This window comes from Luteimonas sp. Soil_C_16, assembly GCF_057657295.1.
This window is the reverse complement of the sequence record NZ_JBDGIS010000001.1, coordinates 793,742-813,557: the sequence shown is the minus strand read 5'-3', so window position 1 is coordinate 813,557 and position 19,816 is coordinate 793,742. Positions and strand designations below refer to the sequence as shown.

At 69.2% G+C, this 19,816-nt stretch carries 18 protein-coding genes; 10 read left to right on the top strand and 8 right to left on the bottom strand.

Annotated features, from left to right (window positions below; all coding sequences use genetic code 11):
- Positions 1–157 precede the first annotated feature (157 nt).
- Positions 158–949: an exodeoxyribonuclease III gene (xth, locus tag AC3A5T_RS03650; protein WP_487627398.1), complete on the bottom strand. Its 792-nt coding sequence runs from the start codon at positions 947–949 to the stop codon at positions 158–160.
- A 165-nt stretch (positions 950–1,114) separates the two neighbouring features.
- Between xth and AC3A5T_RS03645 the strand changes: the two genes are divergently transcribed.
- Complete coding sequence (locus AC3A5T_RS03645) at positions 1,115–2,137, top strand: Lnb N-terminal periplasmic domain-containing protein (protein WP_487627397.1); 1,023 nt, start codon at positions 1,115–1,117, stop codon at positions 2,135–2,137.
- Complete coding sequence (locus tag AC3A5T_RS03640; protein ID WP_487627396.1) at positions 2,134–4,098, top strand: esterase/lipase family protein; 1,965 nt, start codon at positions 2,134–2,136, stop codon at positions 4,096–4,098. Before AC3A5T_RS03645 ends, AC3A5T_RS03640 begins: the two co-directional genes overlap by 4 nt.
- A gap of 6 nt (positions 4,099–4,104) precedes the next feature.
- Here AC3A5T_RS03640 and AC3A5T_RS03635 read toward each other — a convergent pair whose 3' ends face one another.
- Positions 4,105–4,980 (bottom strand): LytTR family DNA-binding domain-containing protein, encoded by an 876-nt coding sequence (locus AC3A5T_RS03635; RefSeq protein WP_487627395.1) that lies wholly within the window; start codon positions 4,978–4,980, stop codon positions 4,105–4,107.
- 153 nt (positions 4,981–5,133) lie between these two features.
- Between AC3A5T_RS03635 and AC3A5T_RS03630 the strand changes: the two genes are divergently transcribed.
- Positions 5,134–6,375 carry an acyltransferase family protein gene (locus tag AC3A5T_RS03630; RefSeq protein WP_487627394.1) on the top strand — a complete coding sequence of 414 codons (1,242 nt, stop codon included), beginning with the start codon at positions 5,134–5,136 and terminating at the stop codon, positions 6,373–6,375.
- Positions 6,376–6,399: 24 nt separating this feature from the next.
- Here AC3A5T_RS03630 and AC3A5T_RS03625 read toward each other — a convergent pair whose 3' ends face one another.
- The 3 genes from AC3A5T_RS03625 to AC3A5T_RS03615 form a co-directional block, all read right to left on the bottom strand.
- Positions 6,400–6,765, bottom strand: coding sequence for a hypothetical protein (locus tag AC3A5T_RS03625; protein WP_487627393.1), 366 nt, complete (start codon positions 6,763–6,765; stop codon positions 6,400–6,402).
- Between the two features lie 154 nt (positions 6,766–6,919).
- Positions 6,920–8,809, bottom strand: a complete 1,890-nt coding sequence (mnmG, locus tag AC3A5T_RS03620; RefSeq protein ID WP_487627392.1) for a tRNA uridine-5-carboxymethylaminomethyl(34) synthesis enzyme MnmG — start codon at positions 8,807–8,809, stop codon at positions 6,920–6,922.
- Between the two features lie 383 nt (positions 8,810–9,192).
- Entirely contained in the window at positions 9,193–9,960 is a 768-nt protein-coding gene (locus AC3A5T_RS03615) for a hypothetical protein (protein WP_487627391.1), read from the bottom strand.
- Between the two features lie 140 nt (positions 9,961–10,100).
- Here AC3A5T_RS03615 and AC3A5T_RS03610 point away from each other — a divergent pair, with 140 nt between their 5' ends.
- The 3 genes from AC3A5T_RS03610 to AC3A5T_RS03600 are packed head-to-tail and all read left to right on the top strand — an operon-like array spanning position 10,101 to position 12,134.
- Positions 10,101–11,081, top strand: a complete 981-nt coding sequence (locus AC3A5T_RS03610) for a threonine ammonia-lyase (RefSeq protein WP_487627390.1) — start codon at positions 10,101–10,103, stop codon at positions 11,079–11,081.
- 16 nt (positions 11,082–11,097) lie between these two features.
- Entirely contained in the window at positions 11,098–11,721 is a 624-nt protein-coding gene (locus tag AC3A5T_RS03605) for a YdcF family protein (protein ID WP_487627389.1), read from the top strand.
- A complete protein-coding gene (locus AC3A5T_RS03600) occupies positions 11,718–12,134 on the top strand; it encodes a ketosteroid isomerase-related protein (protein ID WP_487627388.1) in 417 nt (138 codons plus the stop codon). The genes AC3A5T_RS03605 and AC3A5T_RS03600 overlap by 4 nt, the downstream gene beginning before the upstream one ends.
- 18 nt (positions 12,135–12,152) lie before the next feature.
- Here the strand turns inward: AC3A5T_RS03600 and AC3A5T_RS03595 are convergent, their stop codons facing one another.
- The 3 genes from AC3A5T_RS03595 to AC3A5T_RS03585 form a co-directional block, all read right to left on the bottom strand.
- Positions 12,153–12,470: a hypothetical protein gene (locus AC3A5T_RS03595; RefSeq protein ID WP_487627387.1), complete on the bottom strand. Its 318-nt coding sequence runs from the start codon at positions 12,468–12,470 to the stop codon at positions 12,153–12,155.
- Between the two features lie 199 nt (positions 12,471–12,669).
- Positions 12,670–13,281, bottom strand: a complete 612-nt coding sequence (locus AC3A5T_RS03590; protein ID WP_332077873.1) for a hypothetical protein — start codon at positions 13,279–13,281, stop codon at positions 12,670–12,672.
- 107 nt (positions 13,282–13,388) lie between these two features.
- On the bottom strand, positions 13,389–14,075 hold the full coding sequence (locus AC3A5T_RS03585; protein ID WP_425497221.1) for a YitT family protein: 687 nt from the start codon (positions 14,073–14,075) through the stop codon (positions 13,389–13,391).
- Between the two features lie 205 nt (positions 14,076–14,280).
- Here AC3A5T_RS03585 and AC3A5T_RS03580 point away from each other — a divergent pair, with 205 nt between their 5' ends.
- The 4 genes from AC3A5T_RS03580 (at position 14,281) to AC3A5T_RS03565 (ending at position 19,802) form a co-directional block, all read left to right on the top strand.
- Positions 14,281–15,003 (top strand): ABC transporter ATP-binding protein, encoded by a 723-nt coding sequence (locus AC3A5T_RS03580; protein ID WP_487627386.1) that lies wholly within the window; start codon positions 14,281–14,283, stop codon positions 15,001–15,003.
- Positions 15,000–16,439: a DUF3526 domain-containing protein gene (locus AC3A5T_RS03575; protein WP_487627385.1), complete on the top strand. Its 1,440-nt coding sequence runs from the start codon at positions 15,000–15,002 to the stop codon at positions 16,437–16,439. The genes AC3A5T_RS03580 and AC3A5T_RS03575 overlap by 4 nt, the downstream gene beginning before the upstream one ends.
- Entirely contained in the window at positions 16,436–17,695 is a 1,260-nt protein-coding gene (locus AC3A5T_RS03570; RefSeq protein WP_487627384.1) for an ABC transporter permease, read from the top strand. Before AC3A5T_RS03575 ends, AC3A5T_RS03570 begins: the two co-directional genes overlap by 4 nt.
- Before the next feature lie 64 nt (positions 17,696–17,759).
- On the top strand, positions 17,760–19,802 hold the full coding sequence (locus AC3A5T_RS03565) for a TonB-dependent receptor (RefSeq protein WP_487627383.1): 2,043 nt from the start codon (positions 17,760–17,762) through the stop codon (positions 19,800–19,802).
- Positions 19,803–19,816: the final 14 nt, after the last annotated feature.

Here is a 19,816-nt window from a genome sequence, read left to right as displayed (position 1 = left end):
CTCTGGATGTGCCGGAGATGGCGACGTTCCAGTGATACGCGCCGGCGCCCGCTGGGCCGTGACGCTTGCGCATACACGAAGCACGCCATTCATCGGAATGACGTCCGCCCCACCGGCGCGCGCCGTCCGTGCGGTGTCGTGCGCGCAGCCGCATCGATCAGACGCGGAGTTCGACCCACGTCGGCGCGTGATCGCTGGCGCGCGGTTCCAGTCGCACCCAGCGGTCGACACCCACCGATTCGATGCGCTCGGCCAGCACGGGATTGAGCAGCAGATGGTCGATGCGCAGGCCGCGATCGCGTTCGGCATGCTGGCGGAAGTGGTCCCAGAAGGTGAAGACCGGTTCGTCGCCGAAGACTTCCGCCAGCGCGTCGGTCCAGCCCTGCTTCAACAGCGCGACGTACGCCTCGCGGACCTCGGGCTGGATCAGCGCGTCCTTCTTCCAGGCCTTCGCGTCGTAGACGTCGGCGTCGGTGGGAATGACATTGAAGTCGCCGACCAGCGCAGCCGGATGTGCCAGATCGACCAGCGACTTCGCGTGCCTGTGCAGGCGCTGCATCCACGCGAGCTTGTAGTCGAACTTCGGCCCCGGCTGCGGATTGCCGTTGGGCAGGTACAGCGCGCCGACGATGATGCCGTGCACCGCGGCCTCGATGTAGCGGCTCTGCGCGTCGTCCGGATCGCCCGGCAGGCCGCGCCGGCTTTCCACCGGTTCCACGCCGCGCCCGAGCAGCGCGACGCCGTTCCAAGCGCGTTGCCCGTGCCAGATGGCGCCGTAGCCGGCGGCTTCGAGTTCGGCAGCCGGAAAGGCCGCGTCGGTCGCCTTGAGTTCCTGCAGCGCGACGATGTCAGGCGCCTCGTGCGCCAGCCAGCCGAGCAGGTTCGGCAGGCGCGTGCCGATGCCGTTGACGTTGAACGTCGCGAGCTTGAGGGTCTTGTTCCTGGCCATGCGGAGCATCCGGTCGACAGCGTGGCTGCCGTTCTACCGCGCGGCAGGTGACGGGCGCTGCTACCGGGGCAATGCCGTCCTGCACCACAATTGCCGCATGCCATCCCATCGCCCCTGCACGTCGCTGGACCCCATCGCCCTGACCGGGCCGGACGACGTGCGCTGATGGCGCGGCGTTCGCTGTGGCGCCGGGCCCTGCGCGTGCTGCTGTGCATCGCCATCGCCGTGTGCGTGCTGTGGGGCATCGGCGCGCTGTGGTACCAGGCGCCGATGCGCTGGCTGTGGCTGCTGCCGTGGAGCGCGCTCGGTATCGCGACTCTGCTGGCAATGGCAGGCCGCATGACGCGACCGCGACGCCGGCGCGTGCTAGGCGCCGGACTGGTCGCCACGCTGGCGCTGCTGGGCTGGTGGCAGACCGTGCTGCCGATGCACGACCGCGACTGGGCAGACGACGTCGCGCGCCTGCTCGATGCCGACGTCGACGGCAGCCGGGTGACGCTGCACAACGTCCGCAACTTCGACTGGACCCGCGACGGCGATCCGGCGCCGCGCTGGGAGACGCGCACCTACGATCTCGACGGACTGGCCTCCGCCGATCTGGTGATGTCGTACTGGATGGGCCCGGCGATCGCGCACACCCTGGTGTCGTTCGGCTTCGATGACGGCAGCCGCGTGGTGTTCTCGCTGGAGATCCGCAAGGAACGCCACGAATCGTTCTCGGCGATCGGCGGCTTCTTCAAGCAGTTCGAGGCGGTGCTGATCGCGGCCGACGAGCGCGACATCGTGCGGGTGCGCAGCAATGTGCGCGACGAGGACGTCTATCTGTACCGGCTGGCGATTCCGCGCGCACAGTTGCGCACGCTGTTCCTCGCCTACGTCGACGAGGCCGGCACGCTGCAGCAGGCGCCGCGCTTCTACAACACGGTGACCAGCAACTGCACCACGATCGTCTTCGATGTCGCCCGCCACATCGCGCCGGGCCTGCCGCTCGACATCCGCCTGCTGCTGTCGGGTTACTTCGGGCAGTACGCGCATGCGCACGGCGGACTCGCCGGCCAGGGCTCGTTCGACCAGCTGGAAGCGGCGGGACGCATCACCGACCGGGCGCGCGCCGCGGATCGCGACCCCGATTTCTCCCGCGTCATCCGCCGCGGCGTGCCCGGCATTCCGGAGGCCGAGACCCGATGACTTCGCACGACGCACCGCGATGGATCCACAGCGCGATGAGCCTGCTGCTCGTGCTGTCGCTGGCCGGCTGTTCGCTGGCGATGGTCGACGTGAAGTCGATCCCGCCGGGCGAGTACATCGCGATCAAGCGCGGCGACATTCTCACCACCGGCGAACTCAGCGCCGCGACGCGCGAGATGCTGCGCGTGGCCGGTCTCGACGATCGCGCCTGCGCGCGCCCGCAACACGATTGCCTGCAGGCGCTGACGGCCGTGCACGACGTCGACGACGAGCGGCGCATGGCCGCGTTGACCGAACTGTGGGTGCAACGCGCCCTGTCGCTCGCGCCCAGGCGCGACGCAGCGCCGTCCGACGCGCAGCTCGATGCGTGGTTCGAAGTCGCGCGGCACGCCTACGCCTACCTGTTCTTCAGCGCGCGCACGCCCGGCGAGCGCGCCTTCGAAGACCGGCAGACGCAGGTCCGCGACTACTACAACCTCGCCACGCAGGAAGCGGCGACCGCGCTGTTCGCCCGCTACGCCGGCGCGCCCGGCGCCGAGGGCGAAGCGCTGCAGCAGGCCGGCTGGACGATCCGCACCACGCTCGAGGGCGTGCGCCTGCCCGATGGTGTGGACCTGCCGGAAGAACTCATCCCGGCCTCGTCGCTGCAGTTCGCCGGCCTGCGCAGCGTGTACCGGCGCGACGGGTTCGGTGCCGAACTCGTCGCGGTGATGCAGCCCGATCCGGTGACCACGATCGTCGTGCCCGATGCGGAGGTCACCGCGGACACGCCGCACCGTCGCCAGCGCCCGCAGCGTCGCGATTTCAGCGAGATGCCGTCACCCGCGTTGACCGTGCTGCTGCGCTTTCCGGCGGACGATCTCGCGCAGCTGATGGCCACGCGCGAGGTCGCGTTGAGCGTGCACGATCCCTACGTCGACAGCGTCGCGCAGATGCATGGCCAGCAGGTGCCGCTGGCGGCGAACTTCACCGCCGGCTACGGCCTGTGGCTCGCGCGTTCCGGTTTCGCCACGCAGTCTCTGCGCACGCTGTTCGGCCGCGACCACGGCATCGACCGGCCGCATCTGTACATGATGCAGCCCTACGATCCGGACCGCCGGATCCTGCTGATGCTGCACGGGCTGGCGAGCAGTCCCGAAGCCTGGGTCAATGTCGCCAATGAGGTGCTGGGCGACGAGACGCTGCGGCAGAACTTCCAGATCTGGCAGATCTACTACCCGACCAACATGCCGATCGCGCTCAACCATGCGCAGATCCGTCGTACGGTCGACGACGCGCTCACGCACTTCGATCCCGACCGCCGCGCACGCGCGTCGCAGGACATGGTCGTCGTCGGCCACAGCATGGGTGGCGTGATCGCGCGGCTGATGGTGTCGTCGTCGGGCGATGCGCTGTGGGACGCAGTGACGGCGAATCGCGAGATCGCGCCCGGCAATCTGCGCCGCGTGCAACGGCGGCTGTCGCCGTTCCTGCGCTTCGAGCCGATGCCGCAGATCGAGCGCGCGGTCTTCATCGCCGCGCCACATCGCGGCACCGACATCGCCGGCACGCGCGCCGGCCGCTGGATCTCACGCCTCGTACGCCTGCCGCTGACGTTTCTGGAGAACTTCGACGACGTGCTGCAGACGCTTGCCGGCAGCGCGCAGACCCCCGACGGCAGCACCGGCCGCATCCCCAACAGCATCGACAACCTCAGCGCCAGCGATCCCTTCGTCCGCGCCGCCGCCGATCTACCGCGCGCGACGGGCGTGACGCTGCACACGATCATCGCCCAGCGCGATCCCGCGATCCCGTTGGCGCAGTCGAACGACGGCCTCGTGCCCTACGCCAGCGCGCACCTCGACGACGCGGTGTCGGAGAAGGTCATCGCCTCCGGTCACAGCGTGCAGGAGACCGCGCCCGCGATCCTGGAACTGCGCCGCATCCTGCACGAGGACGTCGCGGCGCACCCGCTGGACTGATCGTCTCTAGCGCGCCATCACCAGACGCAGCGGCTCGCGATGGCGTCGGCTGCAGGGCACGACGGTGCCGTCGTGCAGGTGGATGCGTGCATCGCCGCTGTCGAGCGGTTCGATCGACGCGATCCGGTCGACGTTGACCAGATGGCTGCGATGCACGCGCAGAAACCGCGCGGCATCGAGACGGGATTCGAGTTCGGCCAGCGTGCTGCGCAGCGGATAGACCTTGCCGCGCACGTGCAGGTTGGCGTAGTTGCCCGCGGCCTGCACCCACTCGATGTCGTCGGCGGCCACCAGGAATTCGCGGCCGAGCTTGCGGACCAGAAACCGCGAAGGCCGCTCGACCGGCTCCACCGGCGCGCTGTCGTCGTCGGGCGCTGCCAGCAGCGAAGCTTCGCCCTGCAGGCGACGCACCAGCAGGCGGTAGCCATGCAGCACGACCACGATGCCGAGGAAGGTGCGTGCATCCTTCAGGTATTCATAGACGAAGGCATCGCCGAAGACATAGCTGCTGCCGTGCCAGGCGTAGACCAGCTTGCGGATGGCCACCATCAGGCCGACGTGCAGCACCGACCAGACCACGCTCGCCAACGCGTACAGCGGCAGCCGCCGTCGCCAGTTGTCCAGATGCACCGGCCAGCGCGCGGTGAACCACACCATCGCCGGCACCAGCATCAGCAGCGCGACGGCGCTGCTGCCTTCCCAGCTCGCCACCTCCCACGCGGCGTAGTCCAGCCCGAGGCGCTCCACGTCCATCCAGGTGGTCATGCTGTTGCCCAGCCCGGACAGCAGGTAGGTGATGAACCAGTAGCCGACCTCGACCGGTCGGCGGATGGCGAGATAGCGCTCGGCACCGGTGGGTGGCGCATGGGGGCGTGCGGACATGCGCGCATTCTAGGCAGCCCCCGCGCATCGGCCCGTCCCATTCGTCCCTACCGGCCCACGGTTCGTCCCTGGAGTCGCGCCATGAAGCCCTCGGCGGGACGCGCGTCACTGCGACCCGGCACGGTTGTGGCCTCTTCCGCATCGCAGCCCGCCATGGACCGACGCCACGACATCGACACGCTGCGCGTGATCGCCCTCGCCCTGCTGATCCTCTATCACGTGGGCATGGTCTACGTGGTCGACTGGGGCTTCCACATCAAGAGCCCGACATTGCTCGGCTGGGTCGAGTGGCCGATGGTGCTGGTCAACCGCTGGCGGATGTCGCTGCTGTTCCTGCTGTCGGGTATCGCGCTGGGGCTGGTGCTGGCGCGGACGTCACCGGCGCGGCTGATCGGCGATCGCAGCTGGCGCCTGTTGTTGCCGCTGGCGTTCGGCATCGTCGCCATCGTGCCGGTGCAGGCCTGGTGCGAGGCGCGGATGCTCGGGACGTATGACGCCGGCTTCGGCACCTTCCTGCTGCGTTATCTGCAGCTGCGGCCCTGGCCGGCCGGCACGTTCACCGGCGCCGAGTACGGCTTCACCTGGAACCATCTCTGGTATCTGCCGTATCTGTGGGTCTACACGCTGCTCGCGTTGATCGCCTTGCCGGTGCTGCGCGCGATCGGTGGTATACGCATCGCCGGATGGCTGACCACGAGGGGTCGCTGGCTACTGTGGACGGTGCCGCCGCTGTGGATGCTGTTCGCCATGGTCGTGCTGGCGCCACGCTTCGAATCCACGCATGCCCTGATCGGCGACTGGTTCAACCATGCGCACTATGGCGTCGTGTTCGCGTTCGGACTCCTGATCGCCCGGCAGGCGCCCATGTGGGACGCACTGGTGCTACGACGCTGGACGCTGACGACGTATGCGCTGCTGGGCGGGGGTGTCCACATCGGCCTGCGTGCGCTCGGGCGGCTGATCGAAGCCGGTCTCGTGTCGTCCGAGCCGTTCCTGCGCCTGATGCCGTTGGTCGCCTGGGATTTCCTGTCGACCGTGGCGCACGCGATCTACTGGTGGGCCGCGCTGCTCGCACTGCTCGCCTGGGGCGCCCGTCTGTTGAACCGGCCGTGGCCGGGACTACGCTACGCCAGCGAGGCCGTGTATCCCTGCTACATCCTGCACCAGAGCCTGATCGTGCTCGCCGCGTACTGGCTGATTCCGCTGCGCCTCGGACCGGTGTGGGAACCGCTGCTGGTGCTCGCGATCACCGTGGCCGGCTGCGTGTCGATCCACGAACTGCTGATCCGCCGCATCGGCTGGCTGCGCCCGCTGTTCGGACTGCCGATGCGCCCGCGTGCGCCGACGACGGCGCGCCCCGAGGACACGACGTTGCCGGCGCTCCGCGCGCCCTGAGCATCGATGCAGACGCGCGTCGGGTCAGGCGTGTGCCGCGCCGCGCATGCGGCGCCGGAGCCATCCCGCCACAGCGGACACGAGCGCAGCCGGAATGGAGAGCGCCGCCGCGTAGAGCACACCCGCCAGCAGCAGCGGCCCGGCGCCCGATACCGCGATCACCACCGGCACCTGGACGAACACCACGATCAGACCCCAGAGCCAGGCCCGCGTCGGCATCGCGAATCCGAGGACGGCGGACAGCAGCAGCGCGCCCGGATACACCAGCGTCCAGAACGCGTCGGCATCCCAGGGTTCCCCCCCGCGCAGCGCGCCGGACACCGCGGCCCAGTACGCGATACCGGCGACGGCCGCGATGCACGCGCCGACAAGTACGGGTCTCTTCGTCATGCCTGTGGTCCTCCTCGATCGAAGTCCGTACCAGACCACAGAAGAGCGGAACGCCGGATGATCGACAGATGCGAGTGCGGCGTCGACCGCGCATGCGGTCTTCGAGGCGCGCGCATCGCGGTGCAACGACACACCGCGATGCCGCGACGCGTGATCAGGCCGCCTGCGTACGCCGTGCGCGTTCCAGATGCACCAGCAGCAGCGAGATCGCCGCCGGTGTCATGCCGGGAATGCGCTGCGCCTGACCGACGGTGAGCGGTCGCACCTGCACGAGCTTCTGCGCGAGTTCGGCCGACAGTCCGCGCACCTGCGCGTAATCGAAACTCTCGGCGATCGCCGTGGTTTCCTGGCGCTGCTGGCGTTCGATCTCCACACGCTGCCGGTCCAGATAGCCGGAGTACTTGGCTTCGATCTCGACCTGCTCGGCGACGTCCGCGTCTTCCACGCCCGGACCGATCGCCTGCACACGCATGAGATCGGCGTAACCGAGTTCGGGACGACGCAGCAGGTCGATCCCGTTGGTCTCGCGGCGCAGTTCGATGCCCAGTGTCGCGACGACATCGTGGCCGATCGTGTTCCGCGGCGACGCCCACAGGCCGCGCAGACGCGCGGTCTCGCGTTCGACGGCCTCGCGCTTGGCGTCGAAGCGCGCCCAGCGCGCGTCGTCGACGAGACCGAGGCTGCGGCCCGCCTCGGTCAGGCGCAGGTCCGCATTGTCCTCGCGCAGCTGCAGCCGGTATTCGGCGCGGCTGGTGAACATGCGGTACGGCTCCTTGGTGCCATGCGTGATCAGATCGTCGACCAGCACGCCGATGTAGGCCTGGTCGCGGCGCGGGCTCCAGACATCGAGACCGCGCACCTGGCGCGCGGCATTGACGCCGGCGAGCAGGCCCTGCGCGGCGGCTTCCTCGTAACCGGTGGTGCCGTTGATCTGGCCGGCGAAGTACAGGCCCGAGACCGCGCGCGTCTCCAACGTCGCCTTGAGCCCGCGTGGATCGAAGAAGTCGTATTCGATCGCGTAGCCGGCGCGGGTGATGTGCGCGTGCTCGAAGCCGATGATGCTGCGCACGAGCGCGAGCTGCACGTCGAACGGCAGCGAGGTCGAGATGCCGTTGGGATAGATCTCGGCGACGTCGAGGCCTTCGGGCTCGACGAAGATCTGGTGGCTGGCCTTGTCGGCGAAACGCACCACCTTGTCTTCGATCGACGGGCAGTAGCGCGGGCCGATGCCTTCGATCTGGCCCGAGTACATCGGCGAGCGGTGCAGCGCGCCGCGGATGATCTCGTGGGTGCGTTCGGTGGTGTGCGTGATCCAGCACGGCACCTGCCGCGGATGGTCGTCGCGTGTGCCCATGAAGGAGAACACCGGACGCGGATCGTCGCCCGGCTGGATGGTCATCGCGGCGTAGTCGAGCGTGCGGCCGTCGATCCGCGGCGGGGTGCCGGTCTTCAGACGGTCGACGACGAACGGGCGCTCACGCAGGCGCGCGGCGAGCGTGGCGGCAGGCGGATCGCCCGCGCGGCCGCCGGCCGATTGCGCCTCGCCGATGTGGATGCGCCCGGCGAGGAACGTGCCGGCGGTCAGCACCACCGCCGGTGCGTCGAAGCGCAGGCCGGTCTGGGTGATCGCGCCGCGGACGGCGTCGCCGTCGATGACGACGTCATCGACCGCCGACTGGAAGACCGTCAGATTCGGCTGCGCTTCCACGGCGCGGCGCACGAACGCGCGATAGAGATTGCGGTCGGCCTGGCAACGCGTCGCGCGCACCGCTGGGCCCTTCGATGCATTGAGCCGACGCCACTGGATCCCGGCCGCGTCCGCGGCGCGCGCCATCACGCCGCCGAGCGCGTCGATCTCGCGCACCAGATGGCCCTTGCCGATGCCGCCGATCGCCGGGTTGCAGCTCATGACGCCGATGGTTTCGACGTTGTGGGTGAGCAGCAGCGTGCGGGCGCCGGCGCGCGCGGACGCGAGCGCGGCCTCGGTGCCGGCATGGCCGCCGCCGACGACGATGACGTCGTAGCTGTGGAAGTCGTTGGACATGGGGCGATTATCCGCGAGTTCGGCGGCGCACGTCAGACACCGCGCCACAGTTGGCACAGTTTCTGCGTGGTTGTGGGCGCACCCGCAGCGGCAAGCGTCTGAAAGGGGGGCGCGGCCGGAATTGGAACAGGGCTGGCCAAGTACGCTGCGGGGAAGCACGGGGCCGGATGTCGGGGGACATCCGGCCCCATCTTTTTGGGGCTCGTGACCGGTGCATCGGGGGAGACGCGCGGATCAAGAGCCGACACCCGGCGGAGGCGGAACAGGGGGGATCCGGTATTCCCCCGCCGGGAGTCGACAGCTGGTGTGACCATTTCGTCGGAAACCGACGCAGCCGGTCACTCGAGCGCAAGCTTCCTCCGCCGCTCCAGCCAGCGCAAGCCCTAAATCGGCTCGACTTCCCGGGGTGTGATCGTGGTCCGCCTTTCGCCGCGCGGGCTCGGACGCGATTCGGTGCGCGCCGGCGGCGGGCGGCTCACGGGCGCGGCCTGCGGCGGACGCTGGAATTCCGGACGCGACGGTCGCTCGGGTCGCTGACCTTCCGGCCGCCCCGGTCCATCCCCACGCGGCGGACGACCACTCCAGCCACCGCCGGGACGACCCGGACCACCGGCCTCGCCACCGCTGGGCGGACGACCGCCGAAGCCTGGACGATCCGGCCGGTCGGGACGACCGGCCCATGGGCGATCAGGGCGGTCCGGGCGCCCCATGCCGGGACGATCGGGACGGTCCGGTCGGCCATCCCCCCAGCCGGGACGATCGGGGCGGTTGGGACGACCGTCGCCCCAGCCCGGACGGTCGGGCCGGTCCGGGCGCCCGTGCCCGTACGGCGGACGATCGGGACGATGCCCGCCCGGACGACCGGGATACACCGGACGCACGATCACCGGCGGCGGCCGGTAATAGCCGCCGCCGTAGCCGTACGGGTAGCGGTTCCACGCGTCGTAGCGCCCGTAGGGCACGCCGTAACCCGCGCCGCCGTACCAGCCGTAGCCGCGGCCGTAACCGAGGCTGCCGTAAGGCGCGCCGTAGTGACGGTAGGTGGTGCCGGGCGAGCCGTAGTAGTAATCGCCACTGCCGCCGCGGTAGCCGTAGGTCGCACAGCCGGCGAGCGTCATGCAGGCAACGAGCAGAAAAGCCTTGCGGATCATGTCGGTCCACCCCTGTCGATCAGGCAGCCAGAATCCGCCCGCCGCATTGAATCCGCCCTTAAGCGTTTCGACCACGTGCGGGTCGCTTCATCCCGCGTCCGGCCTGTGATTCGCCGGGGTCGCTCCGTTACGCTTGCGCCATGACGGACACGATTTCCCTGCCGACGCCGGACGATGTGCTGGCCGCGGCCGCGCGCATCGCCGGCCACGCGCATCTCACGCCGGTGCTGCGGGCCCGCACCCTGGACGATGCGGCCGGCTGCACGCTGCAGTTCAAGGCCGAACATCTGCAGCGCGCGGGTGCGTTCAAGTTCCGCGGGGCCACCAATGCGGTGTGGTCGCTGGGCACGGACGCGGCCGCGCACGGCGTGGTGACGCACTCCTCCGGCAACCACGGTGCGGCGCTGGCACTGGCGGCCGCGTCGCGCGGCCTGGTCTGCCACGTCGTCGTGCCGGAAGGCGCGGTGGCGGCGAAGCTCGCGGCGATCGCCGGCTATGGCGCCGTGCTGCACCACTGCGCGCCGACGCTCGCCGCGCGCGAGGCAGCCTGCGAACGCCTGCGCGTGCAGACCGGCGCGACGCTGATCCATCCCTACACCCACCACGACGTCATTGCCGGCCAGGGCACGGCCGCGCTGGAACTGCTGCACGCGGCCGGGCCGCTCGACTTGCTGGTGGTGCCGGTCGGCGGCGGCGGGCTGGCCTCGGGCACGGCGCTGGCGCTGCAATACGCGTCGCCGGCCACGCACCTGGTGCTGGCCGAACCGCGCGGCGCCGACGACACGCTGCGTTCGCTGCAGGCCGGTGCGCGCGTCGACACGCTCGTGCCGGACACCGTCTGCGACGGACTGCGCGGCCTGCTGGGCGCGCCGAACTTCGAGATCCTGCAGGCGCATCGCAGCAGCGACGGCACGGCGGTCGAGGTGATCGCGGTGGACGATGCGGACACCGTCGCGGCGATGCGCCGGATCGCGGTGCACACCAAGCAGCTGGTCGAACCGTCGTCGGCCATCGCGCTGGCCGCCGTGCTCGCCAACCGCTCGCGCTTCGCCGGTCTGCGCGTGGGCCTGGTGCTCAGCGGGGGCAACGTCGATCCCGACCGCCTGCCGTGGCTGTCATGACCGGCGCGCGCCGTCCATGAAGCGCAAGCGCGGCCCCATGCGCCGCTTCTTCCGTTGCGTCGTCTGGCTGGTGCTGCTGCTGGCCATCTGGCTGCTGGGCGTGGCCGCGTGGATCGTGCACGTGGGCAATCGCGACGAGGCGGGGCCGGCCGATGCCATCGTCGTGCTTGGCGCGGCCGCCTACGACGCGCAACCGTCGCCGGTGTTCGAAGCCCGCATCGATCACGGCCTCGATCTCTATCGCGCCGGCCATGCGAAGACGCTGATCTTCACCGGGGGCTACGGCGGCGCGAAGGCGCGCTTCTCCGAATCGCAGGTCGCGCGACGGTATGCGTTGCGCCGGGACATTCCCGAATCGGCGATCCTGATCGAATCGCGTTCGCGCACGACGCTGGAAAACCTTGTCGAGACCCGGCGTCTGCTGCAGGACCATCGCCTGCATCGCGTGATCATCGTCAGCGATCCGCTGCACATGGCGCGCGCGCTGCGTGCCAGCGAACGGCTGGGCATCGACGCGCTCGGTTCGCCGACGCCGTCCACCCGCTTCCGCACCTTCCGCACCCAGCGCGAATTCCTGCTGCGCGAGGTGTACTTCTTCCATCGCGACCTGTGGGACGCGGCCCAGGAGACGCTCAGATGACCGAGACCTCACAAACCACCACGCTGCAGCTGGTACAGGCCTACTACGCCGCCTTCAATGCCGATGATCGCGACGCGATGCTCGCGCTGCTGACCGACGACGTCGCGCACGATCTCAACCAGGGCGCACGCGAAACCGGGCGCGCTGCATTCGTCGACTTCATGCAGCGCATGGACACGAGCTATCGCGAGCGGCTGGAGGACGTCGTCGTCATGGCGTCGCTGGACGGCGCACGCGCCGCTGCCGAGTACGTGGTGCACGGCGCCTACATCGCCGACGACGCCGGCCTGCCGGCCGCGAACGGCCAGCGCTACGTGCTGCCGGGCGGCGCGTTCTTCGACATCCGCGACGGGCGCATCGCGCGCGTCACGAATTACTACAATCTCGAGGACTGGATCGCGCAGGTCGGCTGATCGCACCGGCGCATGCGCTCACCAGCGCAGGATGAAGTGCGCGAATCCGGGGATGTCGTTGGGCGTGTACTCTGCCCGGTACCCACGCGACGCCAGCATCGTCACGGTCTCCTCGAAGCCCGCGTCGGTCATGCCGCGCACGTCGACGGTCCATTCGAACGTCCGCGCGCCGCTGAAGGGGCGACTCTGCAACTGCTTGAGCAGATCGCGCACCACCTGACGTGGCGTGCGCACGCGCCCGGGGGGCGCCGGAGGAACCGTCGCGTCTTGCATGAGGCCACTGCCTTTCGTGATCGTGCACGGACGCGAATGCCCGCGGTCGGCGAGCACGATCAATCGGACTGGACGGACAACGAACAGTCGGGCTGGATCAGGCGTGAAATACACGCAGGCCGCGCTCCCGTCGCACTCCGAGCGCAGTGCGCCGGATGGCCGGCGTGTGAAGAGCGTTCAGTGTACGCGAGCCACATCGATCCCGATATGACGAACGGACGACGCGTCACGCGATCGCCCGGCGCGTCACACACGTATCGAATCAACCGGCCGGTTGCGCGTCGGCGACAAGGGTCAGACCTTCGTTGAGCAGCCAGCGCGTCGCGAGCACGCGTTGCGGTTGCGGCTGGTCCTTGAGCACGTCGACCATCTGGCGGAACGAACGGCAGCGCGCCTGCCGACTCGCATCGTCGGTACCGGTCGACGTCAGGCCGAGCATGAAACCGTCGTGCAGCAAGGTCGCGGTGATCGCCGCGGACCGCAGCACCTGTTGCGCCACGGCGGGATCGTAGGTCTGCGGCTGTCCCTGCAGACCGCTCATCGCGACATTGGTGAACGCATTCGCGAAGCGGTTGCGGCTGGCCGGGCCGAGCGTGTCGACGGTGCGCTGGAACGCGGCGAGATCGCGACGCGCATCGGGCTCGAACAGGGCGCACAGCGCGCGCGATTCCTTCGGCTCGCGCGAGGACTGCAGCACGGCCTGGAACAGGTCGTCGACCGATTGCGCCGAGGCGCGACGCAACACATCGCCACCGGTCGACAGCACCGCGGCCGGGTCGAGACGCGACAGGTCGATTTCGTACTGCTGCGCGGACGCGATGCCCGGCGCGGCGAGTGCGAGACACAGCAGAGGTGCGAGGACGATCCGGCGCATCGAAGACTTCCCGTGGGCCCGACGGGCCGATGGCTCCGAGTCTATGCAGCGCAGGCTGAATGTCCGAGGTGGCGGCGCATCGTCGTCGTGCCGCAGAAGCGTCGCGCTCAGGCGCCCATGTAGCGCCCGGGCCGGTGGTTGAACAGCAGCACCAGATTGAGCACCAGCACCCCGAGCGCGGAGTACAGCACCTGCGCGGGCGGCACGATCGTCAGCGCGACCAGCATCAGCACGGTGTCGAATCCCATCTGCAGTTTGCCGGCGCTCCAGCCGCGGCTGCGCTGCAGCCAGACCACGACGATGCCCACGCCGCCGAGACTCGCGCGATGGCGGATGAAGGACAGGATGCCCATGCCCACCAGGGCGCCGCCGAAGATCGCCGAGAACGCGGGGCTCATCGATTCGAACGGCGCCCAGCGCGGAATCGCGTCGGCGACGAAGCCGGTCACGCCGACTGCGAGAAAGGTCTTGAGGGTGAATTCCCAGCCCATGCGCCGCACCGCGATCCAGTAGAACGGCAGGTTGATCAGCACGAACAGCAGGCCGAAGTTCCAGCCGCTGGCGTAGTGCACCAGCAGCGACACGCCGGCGATGCCGCCGACCAGCAGGCCGCCGGTGGCGAGGATCGACATGCCGAGCGCGCCGACCAGACTGGCCAGCACCAAGCCCTGCACGTCCTCGACCAGCGTGTGCCGCTGCGCCGACGGCTCGGGCGCGGCCACGGCGACGGCCGCTTCGGCTTCGGCGGCGTCGTGCGGATCGGGCTGGGACGGTTTGGCGTGGATGGCGGACACGGGCGCGAACGGTGGATGTTGCGTTGCAGCATAACCGACTGCCGCAGAAGCGGTCGTCGGGCCGCTCTGGAGCCGTGCGGGCCCTTGCACCGCGTCGTCTTGATCGCGCCTGATCGATGGCGCCCTGCTGAAGACACGCCCGGCGCGCCTTAAATGTAATGTTATTACATGATAGAGTGCGGCCCCGTTCATCGAAGGGCCTGCCGTGACGCCTCCCACCGCCGTCGTCGACATCCATGCGCTCTGCGTTGCGTTCGCGGGCCGCCCGGTCCTCACTGACCTCGAACTCCAGGTCCAGCGTGGCGACATCTACGCCCTGCTGGGCGGCAACGGCGCCGGCAAGTCCACCACGCTGTCGGTCCTGCTCGGCTTTTTGAAACCCGACGCGGGCACGGTGCGCGTTGCCGGTGTGGACCCGGCGCAGGCCCCCGACGCGGCGCGCGCGCAGCTGGCCTATCTGCCGGAGAACGTGGCGCTCTACGAGCATCTCTCCGCCCTCGAGAACGCCGACTATCTGCTGTCGCTGGCAGGCCGGCGCGCAGGGGCCGCGGCGATCCGCGATGCCTTGCGCGCGGCCGGCCTGCAGGAGGCGGCGTGGACGCAGCGGCTGGCCGGATTCTCCAAAGGCATGCGCCAGAAGGTCGCGATCGCGATCGCGTCGATGCGCGAAGTGCCGCTGCTGCTGCTCGACGAACCGACGTCGGGCCTCGATCCGGGCGCGAGCGCCGATTTCCACACGCTGCTCGAATCGGTCCGCGCGCGCGGCACGACGGTACTGATGGTCACCCACGATCTGTTCGGCGCGGTCGAAGTGGCCGATCGCATCGGCGTGCTCGACCACGGCCGCATCGTGCACGAGGCCGCGCGCGCGCGATTCGATCTGCCGGCGCTGCACGCCCACTTCTCCGGACGGGCCCGCGCTGCATGAGTGTCGTAATCGCGGTGATGCGCAACGAACTGCGCGCGATGGCGCGGACCCGGACCGCGGTCGCCGGCATCGTTCTGCTGGCGATGCTGGCCACCGTCGCCACCGTGGTGTCGCTGCACCACATGGCGGACGCCGCGGACTATCGCGAACGGCAACAGGCAGCCGCGCAGGCGGACTTCGATGCGCAGCCGGACCGCCATCCGCATCGCGTGGTCCATTACGGCCACTTCGTCTATCGCCTGCCTTCGGCACTCGCGGCCTTCGACGCCGGCGTCGACCCGTTCACTGGCAGCAGCATGTTCCTGGAAGGGCACCGCCAGAACACCGCGAACTTCGGCGACGTGATGCAGGGCTCGGTGCTGACCCGCTTCGGCCAGCTCACGCCCGCCTTCGTGCTGCAGATCCTTGCGCCGCTGGTGCTGATCTTTCTCGGCCACGGCGTGCTGGCACAGGAACGCGAGCGCGGCACCTTGCGGCAGCTGATGCTGCAGGGCGCGCGCCTGCGCGACATCGTCGCCGGCAAGCTCGCGGCCCTGTCCGTGGTCGCGACGATTTTCATGCTGCCCGCCTTCGCAGGTCTGGCGATCATGGCCGCCAGACCTGGCGCGTCGGTCACCGTGGCCGTCGCGCTGATGCTGGCGTATGCCGCGTATCTGGGCATCTGGTGCGTGCTGATCGCGGCGCTGTCGGCGCTGGCCGGTCGACGCCGCGATGCGCTGCTCGGGCTGGTCGGCATCTGGGCGGTAATGGCGTTGCTGGTGCCGCGCCTGGCCACCGATGCGGCATATGCCGCGTTCCCGCTGCCCGACCGCTTGCAGACCGATGTCGGCATCGCCGCCGATCTGCGCGCGATCGGCGACAGCCACGATCCCGACGATCCCTACTTCGGCGACTTCAGGCGCGGCGTGCTCGAGCGCTACGGCGTCGACCGCATCGAAGACCTGCCGGTGAATTACCGCGGCCTGGTCGCGGTCGAAGGCGAACGCCTGACCTCGGGGCTGTTCGATACCTACGCCGCGCGCAGCGCTGCGATCCAGGATCGCCAGAACACGCGCGTCGCACTGTTCGGCGCACTGAGTCCGGCCATCCCGTTACGACAGCTGTCGATGGCCGCGGCTGCGACCGACCTGTCCGCGCATCTGCGCTTCCTCGCGCAGGCCGAAGCGCATCGCTACGCGATGGTGCAGCAGCTCAACCAGCTGCAGGCCGACGCCGTGGACTACGCCGACGACACGGCCCGCGATGCCGACGCCGACCGCCGCAAGCGGGTGGACAGCGCGCACTGGCAGGCCATTCCCGAATTCGCGTTCGTGCCCGAACCGGCCGGGCGCCTGCTGCAGGCGATGCTGCCTGCGGCCGCGGTGCTGCTGGGCTGGCTGCTGGTCGCCGCCCTGCTGCTGGCGCTGGCGACGCGTCGACTGGGAGCCGCCCGATGACCCTCTGGCGCTACGAATGGACGTTGCTGCTGCGCGCACGTGTTGCCGTCGCCGGACTCGCGCTGCTGGCCGTGCTCACGTGCGCGAGCCTCGTCTCGGGCGTGCAGCGCATGGACAGCCAGCGCGCGGCGATCGAAAGGATTCCGGCGCTGCAGCAGACCGATCTGGCGGCGGTGATCGACGGACACGGCGATTCCACCGATGCGGGCCATGCCGCGTACTACACCTTCCATCCCACCTGGAATGCGCCCGCGCCGCTCGCATTCGCAGCGGTGGGCATGCGCGACGTCGCGCCCTACATCCTGCGCGTCCGCGCGCTCGGTCTGGAGGCGCAAATCCACGATGGCGACACGTTCAACCCCGAACTCGCACTGGCAGGCCGCTTCGACTTCGCCTTCCTGCTGACGTTCCTGCTGCCGGTGTTCGTGATCGTGCTGTTTCACGACCTGCGTTCGGCCGAGGCCGAGTCCGGGCGCGAACGGATGCTGCGTGCGCTGCCACATCCGGTGTCGCGGATCTACGCGCGCCGTGCGGTGGTCCGCGGCGTCGCACTGCTCGCGTGTGTCGTGCCGCTGTTCGTGGGATTCGCGCTGCACCAGGGCGTGTCAGCCGGACTGATTGCCGCGGTGGTCGCGCTGACGGTCGCTTATACCGTGTTCTGGATCGCGATCGCGCTGCTCGTCGGACAACACGGCCGGTCGTCCTCGACGAACGCGGCGATGCTGGTGACGGTGTGGGCGGCGATCGCGCTCGTGTTGCCTGCGCTGTCGCATGTGGCGATCGAACGCGCGATCCGCGTCGACCAGGGTGCGGAAATCGCGCGCGCGCAACGCGAAGCCGTGAATCACGCCTGGGACATACCACGCGACATCACGATGCAGCGCTTCTACGCGCGCTATCCCGAGTGGCAGGACTCGCCGCCGCTCGGCGACGGCTTCCACTACAAGTGGTATCTCGCCTTCCACCAGAACGGCGACGACGGCGTAGCCGAGCGGGCGGCCGCTTACCGGCACGGCATCGAACGACGCTCGGATGCGGCCGCGCGTGTCGGCTGGGCGCTGCCACCGGTCGGCATGCAGGCCGTGCTGACGCGATGGGCGGGTACCGACATGCGCGCCCACCTCGCCTATCAGGACCGCATCCGCGCGTATCACGCCCGCCTGCGCCACTTCTATTACGGCTATCTGTTCCGCGATGTGCCGTTCACTGCGGACGACTATCCGCGCGCGCCCGATTTCGCGCTGGATCAGCGCTGACCCACGACGTCTTTCCATCTTCTGACCGGCACGCCGCCGGCACCTGCACGAGTCCCCGCACGCCATGAACGTCCATCTGCTCGCCGCCGCCGTTGCCGCGGTCCTGACCGCGCCCGTCGCCCATGCCCAATCGCAGGGCGCCACCACCACGATGGGGCCGGTGCACGTACACCAGGCGCGTGGCCAGCTGACCGCGCACGAAGTGCTGACGTCGGTCGACGTGCTGGGCGCCGAGCAGATCGAAGACAAGACGGTGACGCAGAGCTGGGAACTGCTCGGGCAGATGCCGGGCATGCAGCTGACCGAAACGCGCCAGGGCGCGGAGTCCGGCAAGGTGAGCTTCCGCGCGTTCAATGGCGAGGGCTATCTCAATGCGATCAAGACGCTGATCGACGGCATTCCGAGCAACGTCAACAGCGGCAACCAGCGCTTCATCGACATGCTGTTTCCGCTGGAGATCGACTACGTCGAAATCGTGCGCGGCACCAACGATCCGCGTTACGGCCTGCACAACATCGGCGGAAACATCAATTTCGGCACGCGCCAGGGCGGCGAGTACACCGATGCGCGCCTGACCTACGGCAGCTTCGACACGCGCGAAGCGCAGATCGCGGTGGGCCGCGAAAGCGGCGGCTTCGCGCAGAACTATTTCATCGGCGCGCAGGCCTCGGACGGCTATCGCGACCACGATGCATCGGAGAAATATTCGCTGGGCGGCAAGTGGTTCTACGGCAGCCTCGACGACGGCATGCGCATCGGCCTGACCGCGCGCGCCTACCGTCAGGAGGCCGAAGAACCCGGCTTCATGACCGCCGAAGAACTGGCCGCCAACCGGCGCAGTTCCGACCGCCGCAATGCCAACGATGGCGACGACCGAGAGATGCGCCAGATCGGCGTGCACACGGATCTGAAGCTTGCCGAGAATCTGGTGCTCGGCAGCAAGCTCTATTACAACCGCTACGAGGACGACCGCCGCGTCACCTTCAGCGATCTGCCCACCGGCAATGCGCCGCGGCAGCGCCGCATCTGGGACGAGAAGCAGACCGGCATGCTCGCCACGCTGACCTGGGTCGCCAGCGACACGCTCACGTTCGAGAGCGGCGCGAACTACGAGCAACAGCGAAACGGCTACACGCGACAGCGTTTCAACTACGCCGAGCCGACCGACTTCGACGCGCCACCCGCGCGCGTGCAGAACGACGACTTCCACAGCTTCGACAACACCGGCGCCTACGCGCAGGCGATCTGGCAGCCGGTCGACGCCCTGAAGATCGTGCCCGCCTATCGCGTCGACCGCTTCGATGGCGCGACGCAGTTGTCCGGTGGCGTGCGTGCGCCGCTGCAGGACTACGGCACCATCGGCCAGCCCAAGCTCAGCGTGGTCTATGCCCTGTCGCCGGACACCAATCTCTACGCGAACTGGGGCCGCACCTTCCAGGTGCTGACCGGCTCCACGCCGCCCGCGTACCTGACGCCCGGCCAGATGGCGATGCAGCCTTCGACCAACACCGGCATGGAAGCGGGTCTGCGCTTCGCGCCGTTCGCCGGCAGCCAGGCGCGCATCGCGGTGTGGCAGCAGGACGCCGAGAACGAGGTCTCCAACATGCCCGCCACCGGCACGACCGTGGTGCTGGGCAAGACCCGCCGCCGCGGCGTGGATGCACAGATCGATGCGCAGCTCGGCGAGCGCTGGACGCTACGCGCTTCGCACGCCTACCAGGAAGCGAAGATCGAACGCGACGGCCGCGCCGCCGGTCTGTCGATCGAAGGCAACGAGGTCGCGGCAACGCCACGCACGATCAGCAATCTCGGTGTGGACTATCGCGCCAGCGATGCGCTCGCGTTCGGCCTGCAGGCACGCGCGCAGGGCGATTACTACCTCGAAGAGCGCAATGTGACGGAGAAGTTCGGCAAGTTCGCCGTGCTCGACCTGAGCGCGAAGTACCAGATCAATCCACGCCTGAGCGTCGATGTCCAGGTCAAGAATCTGACCGACCGCGAGTACGCCTACGCCTGGTACGACAGCTTCTTCTGGGACACGGCGCGGCCAATGTTCTCGCCGGCGCCGGGCCGCAGCGCCTTCGTGTCGCTCAGCCTGCGGTTGTAGCGATCAGATCGACC

What these genes read in the sequence shown, in the direction of transcription:
- AC3A5T_RS03625 (WP_487627393.1), bottom strand. Translation starts at nt 6,765, where the DNA reads ATGACGAAGAGACCCGTACTTGTCGGCGCGTGCATCGCGGCCGTCGCC.
- AC3A5T_RS03640 (WP_487627396.1), top strand. Translation starts at nt 2,134, where the DNA reads ATGACTTCGCACGACGCACCGCGATGGATCCACAGCGCGATGAGCCTG.
- AC3A5T_RS03570 (WP_487627384.1), top strand. Translation starts at nt 16,436, where the DNA reads ATGACCCTCTGGCGCTACGAATGGACGTTGCTGCTGCGCGCACGTGTT.
- mnmG (WP_487627392.1), bottom strand. Translation starts at nt 8,809, where the DNA reads ATGTCCAACGACTTCCACAGCTACGACGTCATCGTCGTCGGCGGCGGC.
- AC3A5T_RS03565 (WP_487627383.1), top strand. Translation starts at nt 17,760, where the DNA reads ATGAACGTCCATCTGCTCGCCGCCGCCGTTGCCGCGGTCCTGACCGCG.
- AC3A5T_RS03615 (WP_487627391.1), bottom strand. Translation starts at nt 9,960, where the DNA reads ATGATCCGCAAGGCTTTTCTGCTCGTTGCCTGCATGACGCTCGCCGGC.
- AC3A5T_RS03610 (WP_487627390.1), top strand. Translation starts at nt 10,101, where the DNA reads ATGACGGACACGATTTCCCTGCCGACGCCGGACGATGTGCTGGCCGCG.
- AC3A5T_RS03575 (WP_487627385.1), top strand. Translation starts at nt 15,000, where the DNA reads ATGAGTGTCGTAATCGCGGTGATGCGCAACGAACTGCGCGCGATGGCG.
- AC3A5T_RS03630 (WP_487627394.1), top strand. Translation starts at nt 5,134, where the DNA reads ATGGACCGACGCCACGACATCGACACGCTGCGCGTGATCGCCCTCGCC.
- AC3A5T_RS03590 (WP_332077873.1), bottom strand. Translation starts at nt 13,281, where the DNA reads ATGCGCCGGATCGTCCTCGCACCTCTGCTGTGTCTCGCACTCGCCGCG.
- xth (WP_487627398.1), bottom strand. Translation starts at nt 949, where the DNA reads ATGGCCAGGAACAAGACCCTCAAGCTCGCGACGTTCAACGTCAACGGC.
- AC3A5T_RS03635 (WP_487627395.1), bottom strand. Translation starts at nt 4,980, where the DNA reads ATGTCCGCACGCCCCCATGCGCCACCCACCGGTGCCGAGCGCTATCTC.
- AC3A5T_RS03645 (WP_487627397.1), top strand. Translation starts at nt 1,115, where the DNA reads ATGGCGCGGCGTTCGCTGTGGCGCCGGGCCCTGCGCGTGCTGCTGTGC.
- AC3A5T_RS03605 (WP_487627389.1), top strand. Translation starts at nt 11,098, where the DNA reads ATGAAGCGCAAGCGCGGCCCCATGCGCCGCTTCTTCCGTTGCGTCGTC.
- AC3A5T_RS03600 (WP_487627388.1), top strand. Translation starts at nt 11,718, where the DNA reads ATGACCGAGACCTCACAAACCACCACGCTGCAGCTGGTACAGGCCTAC.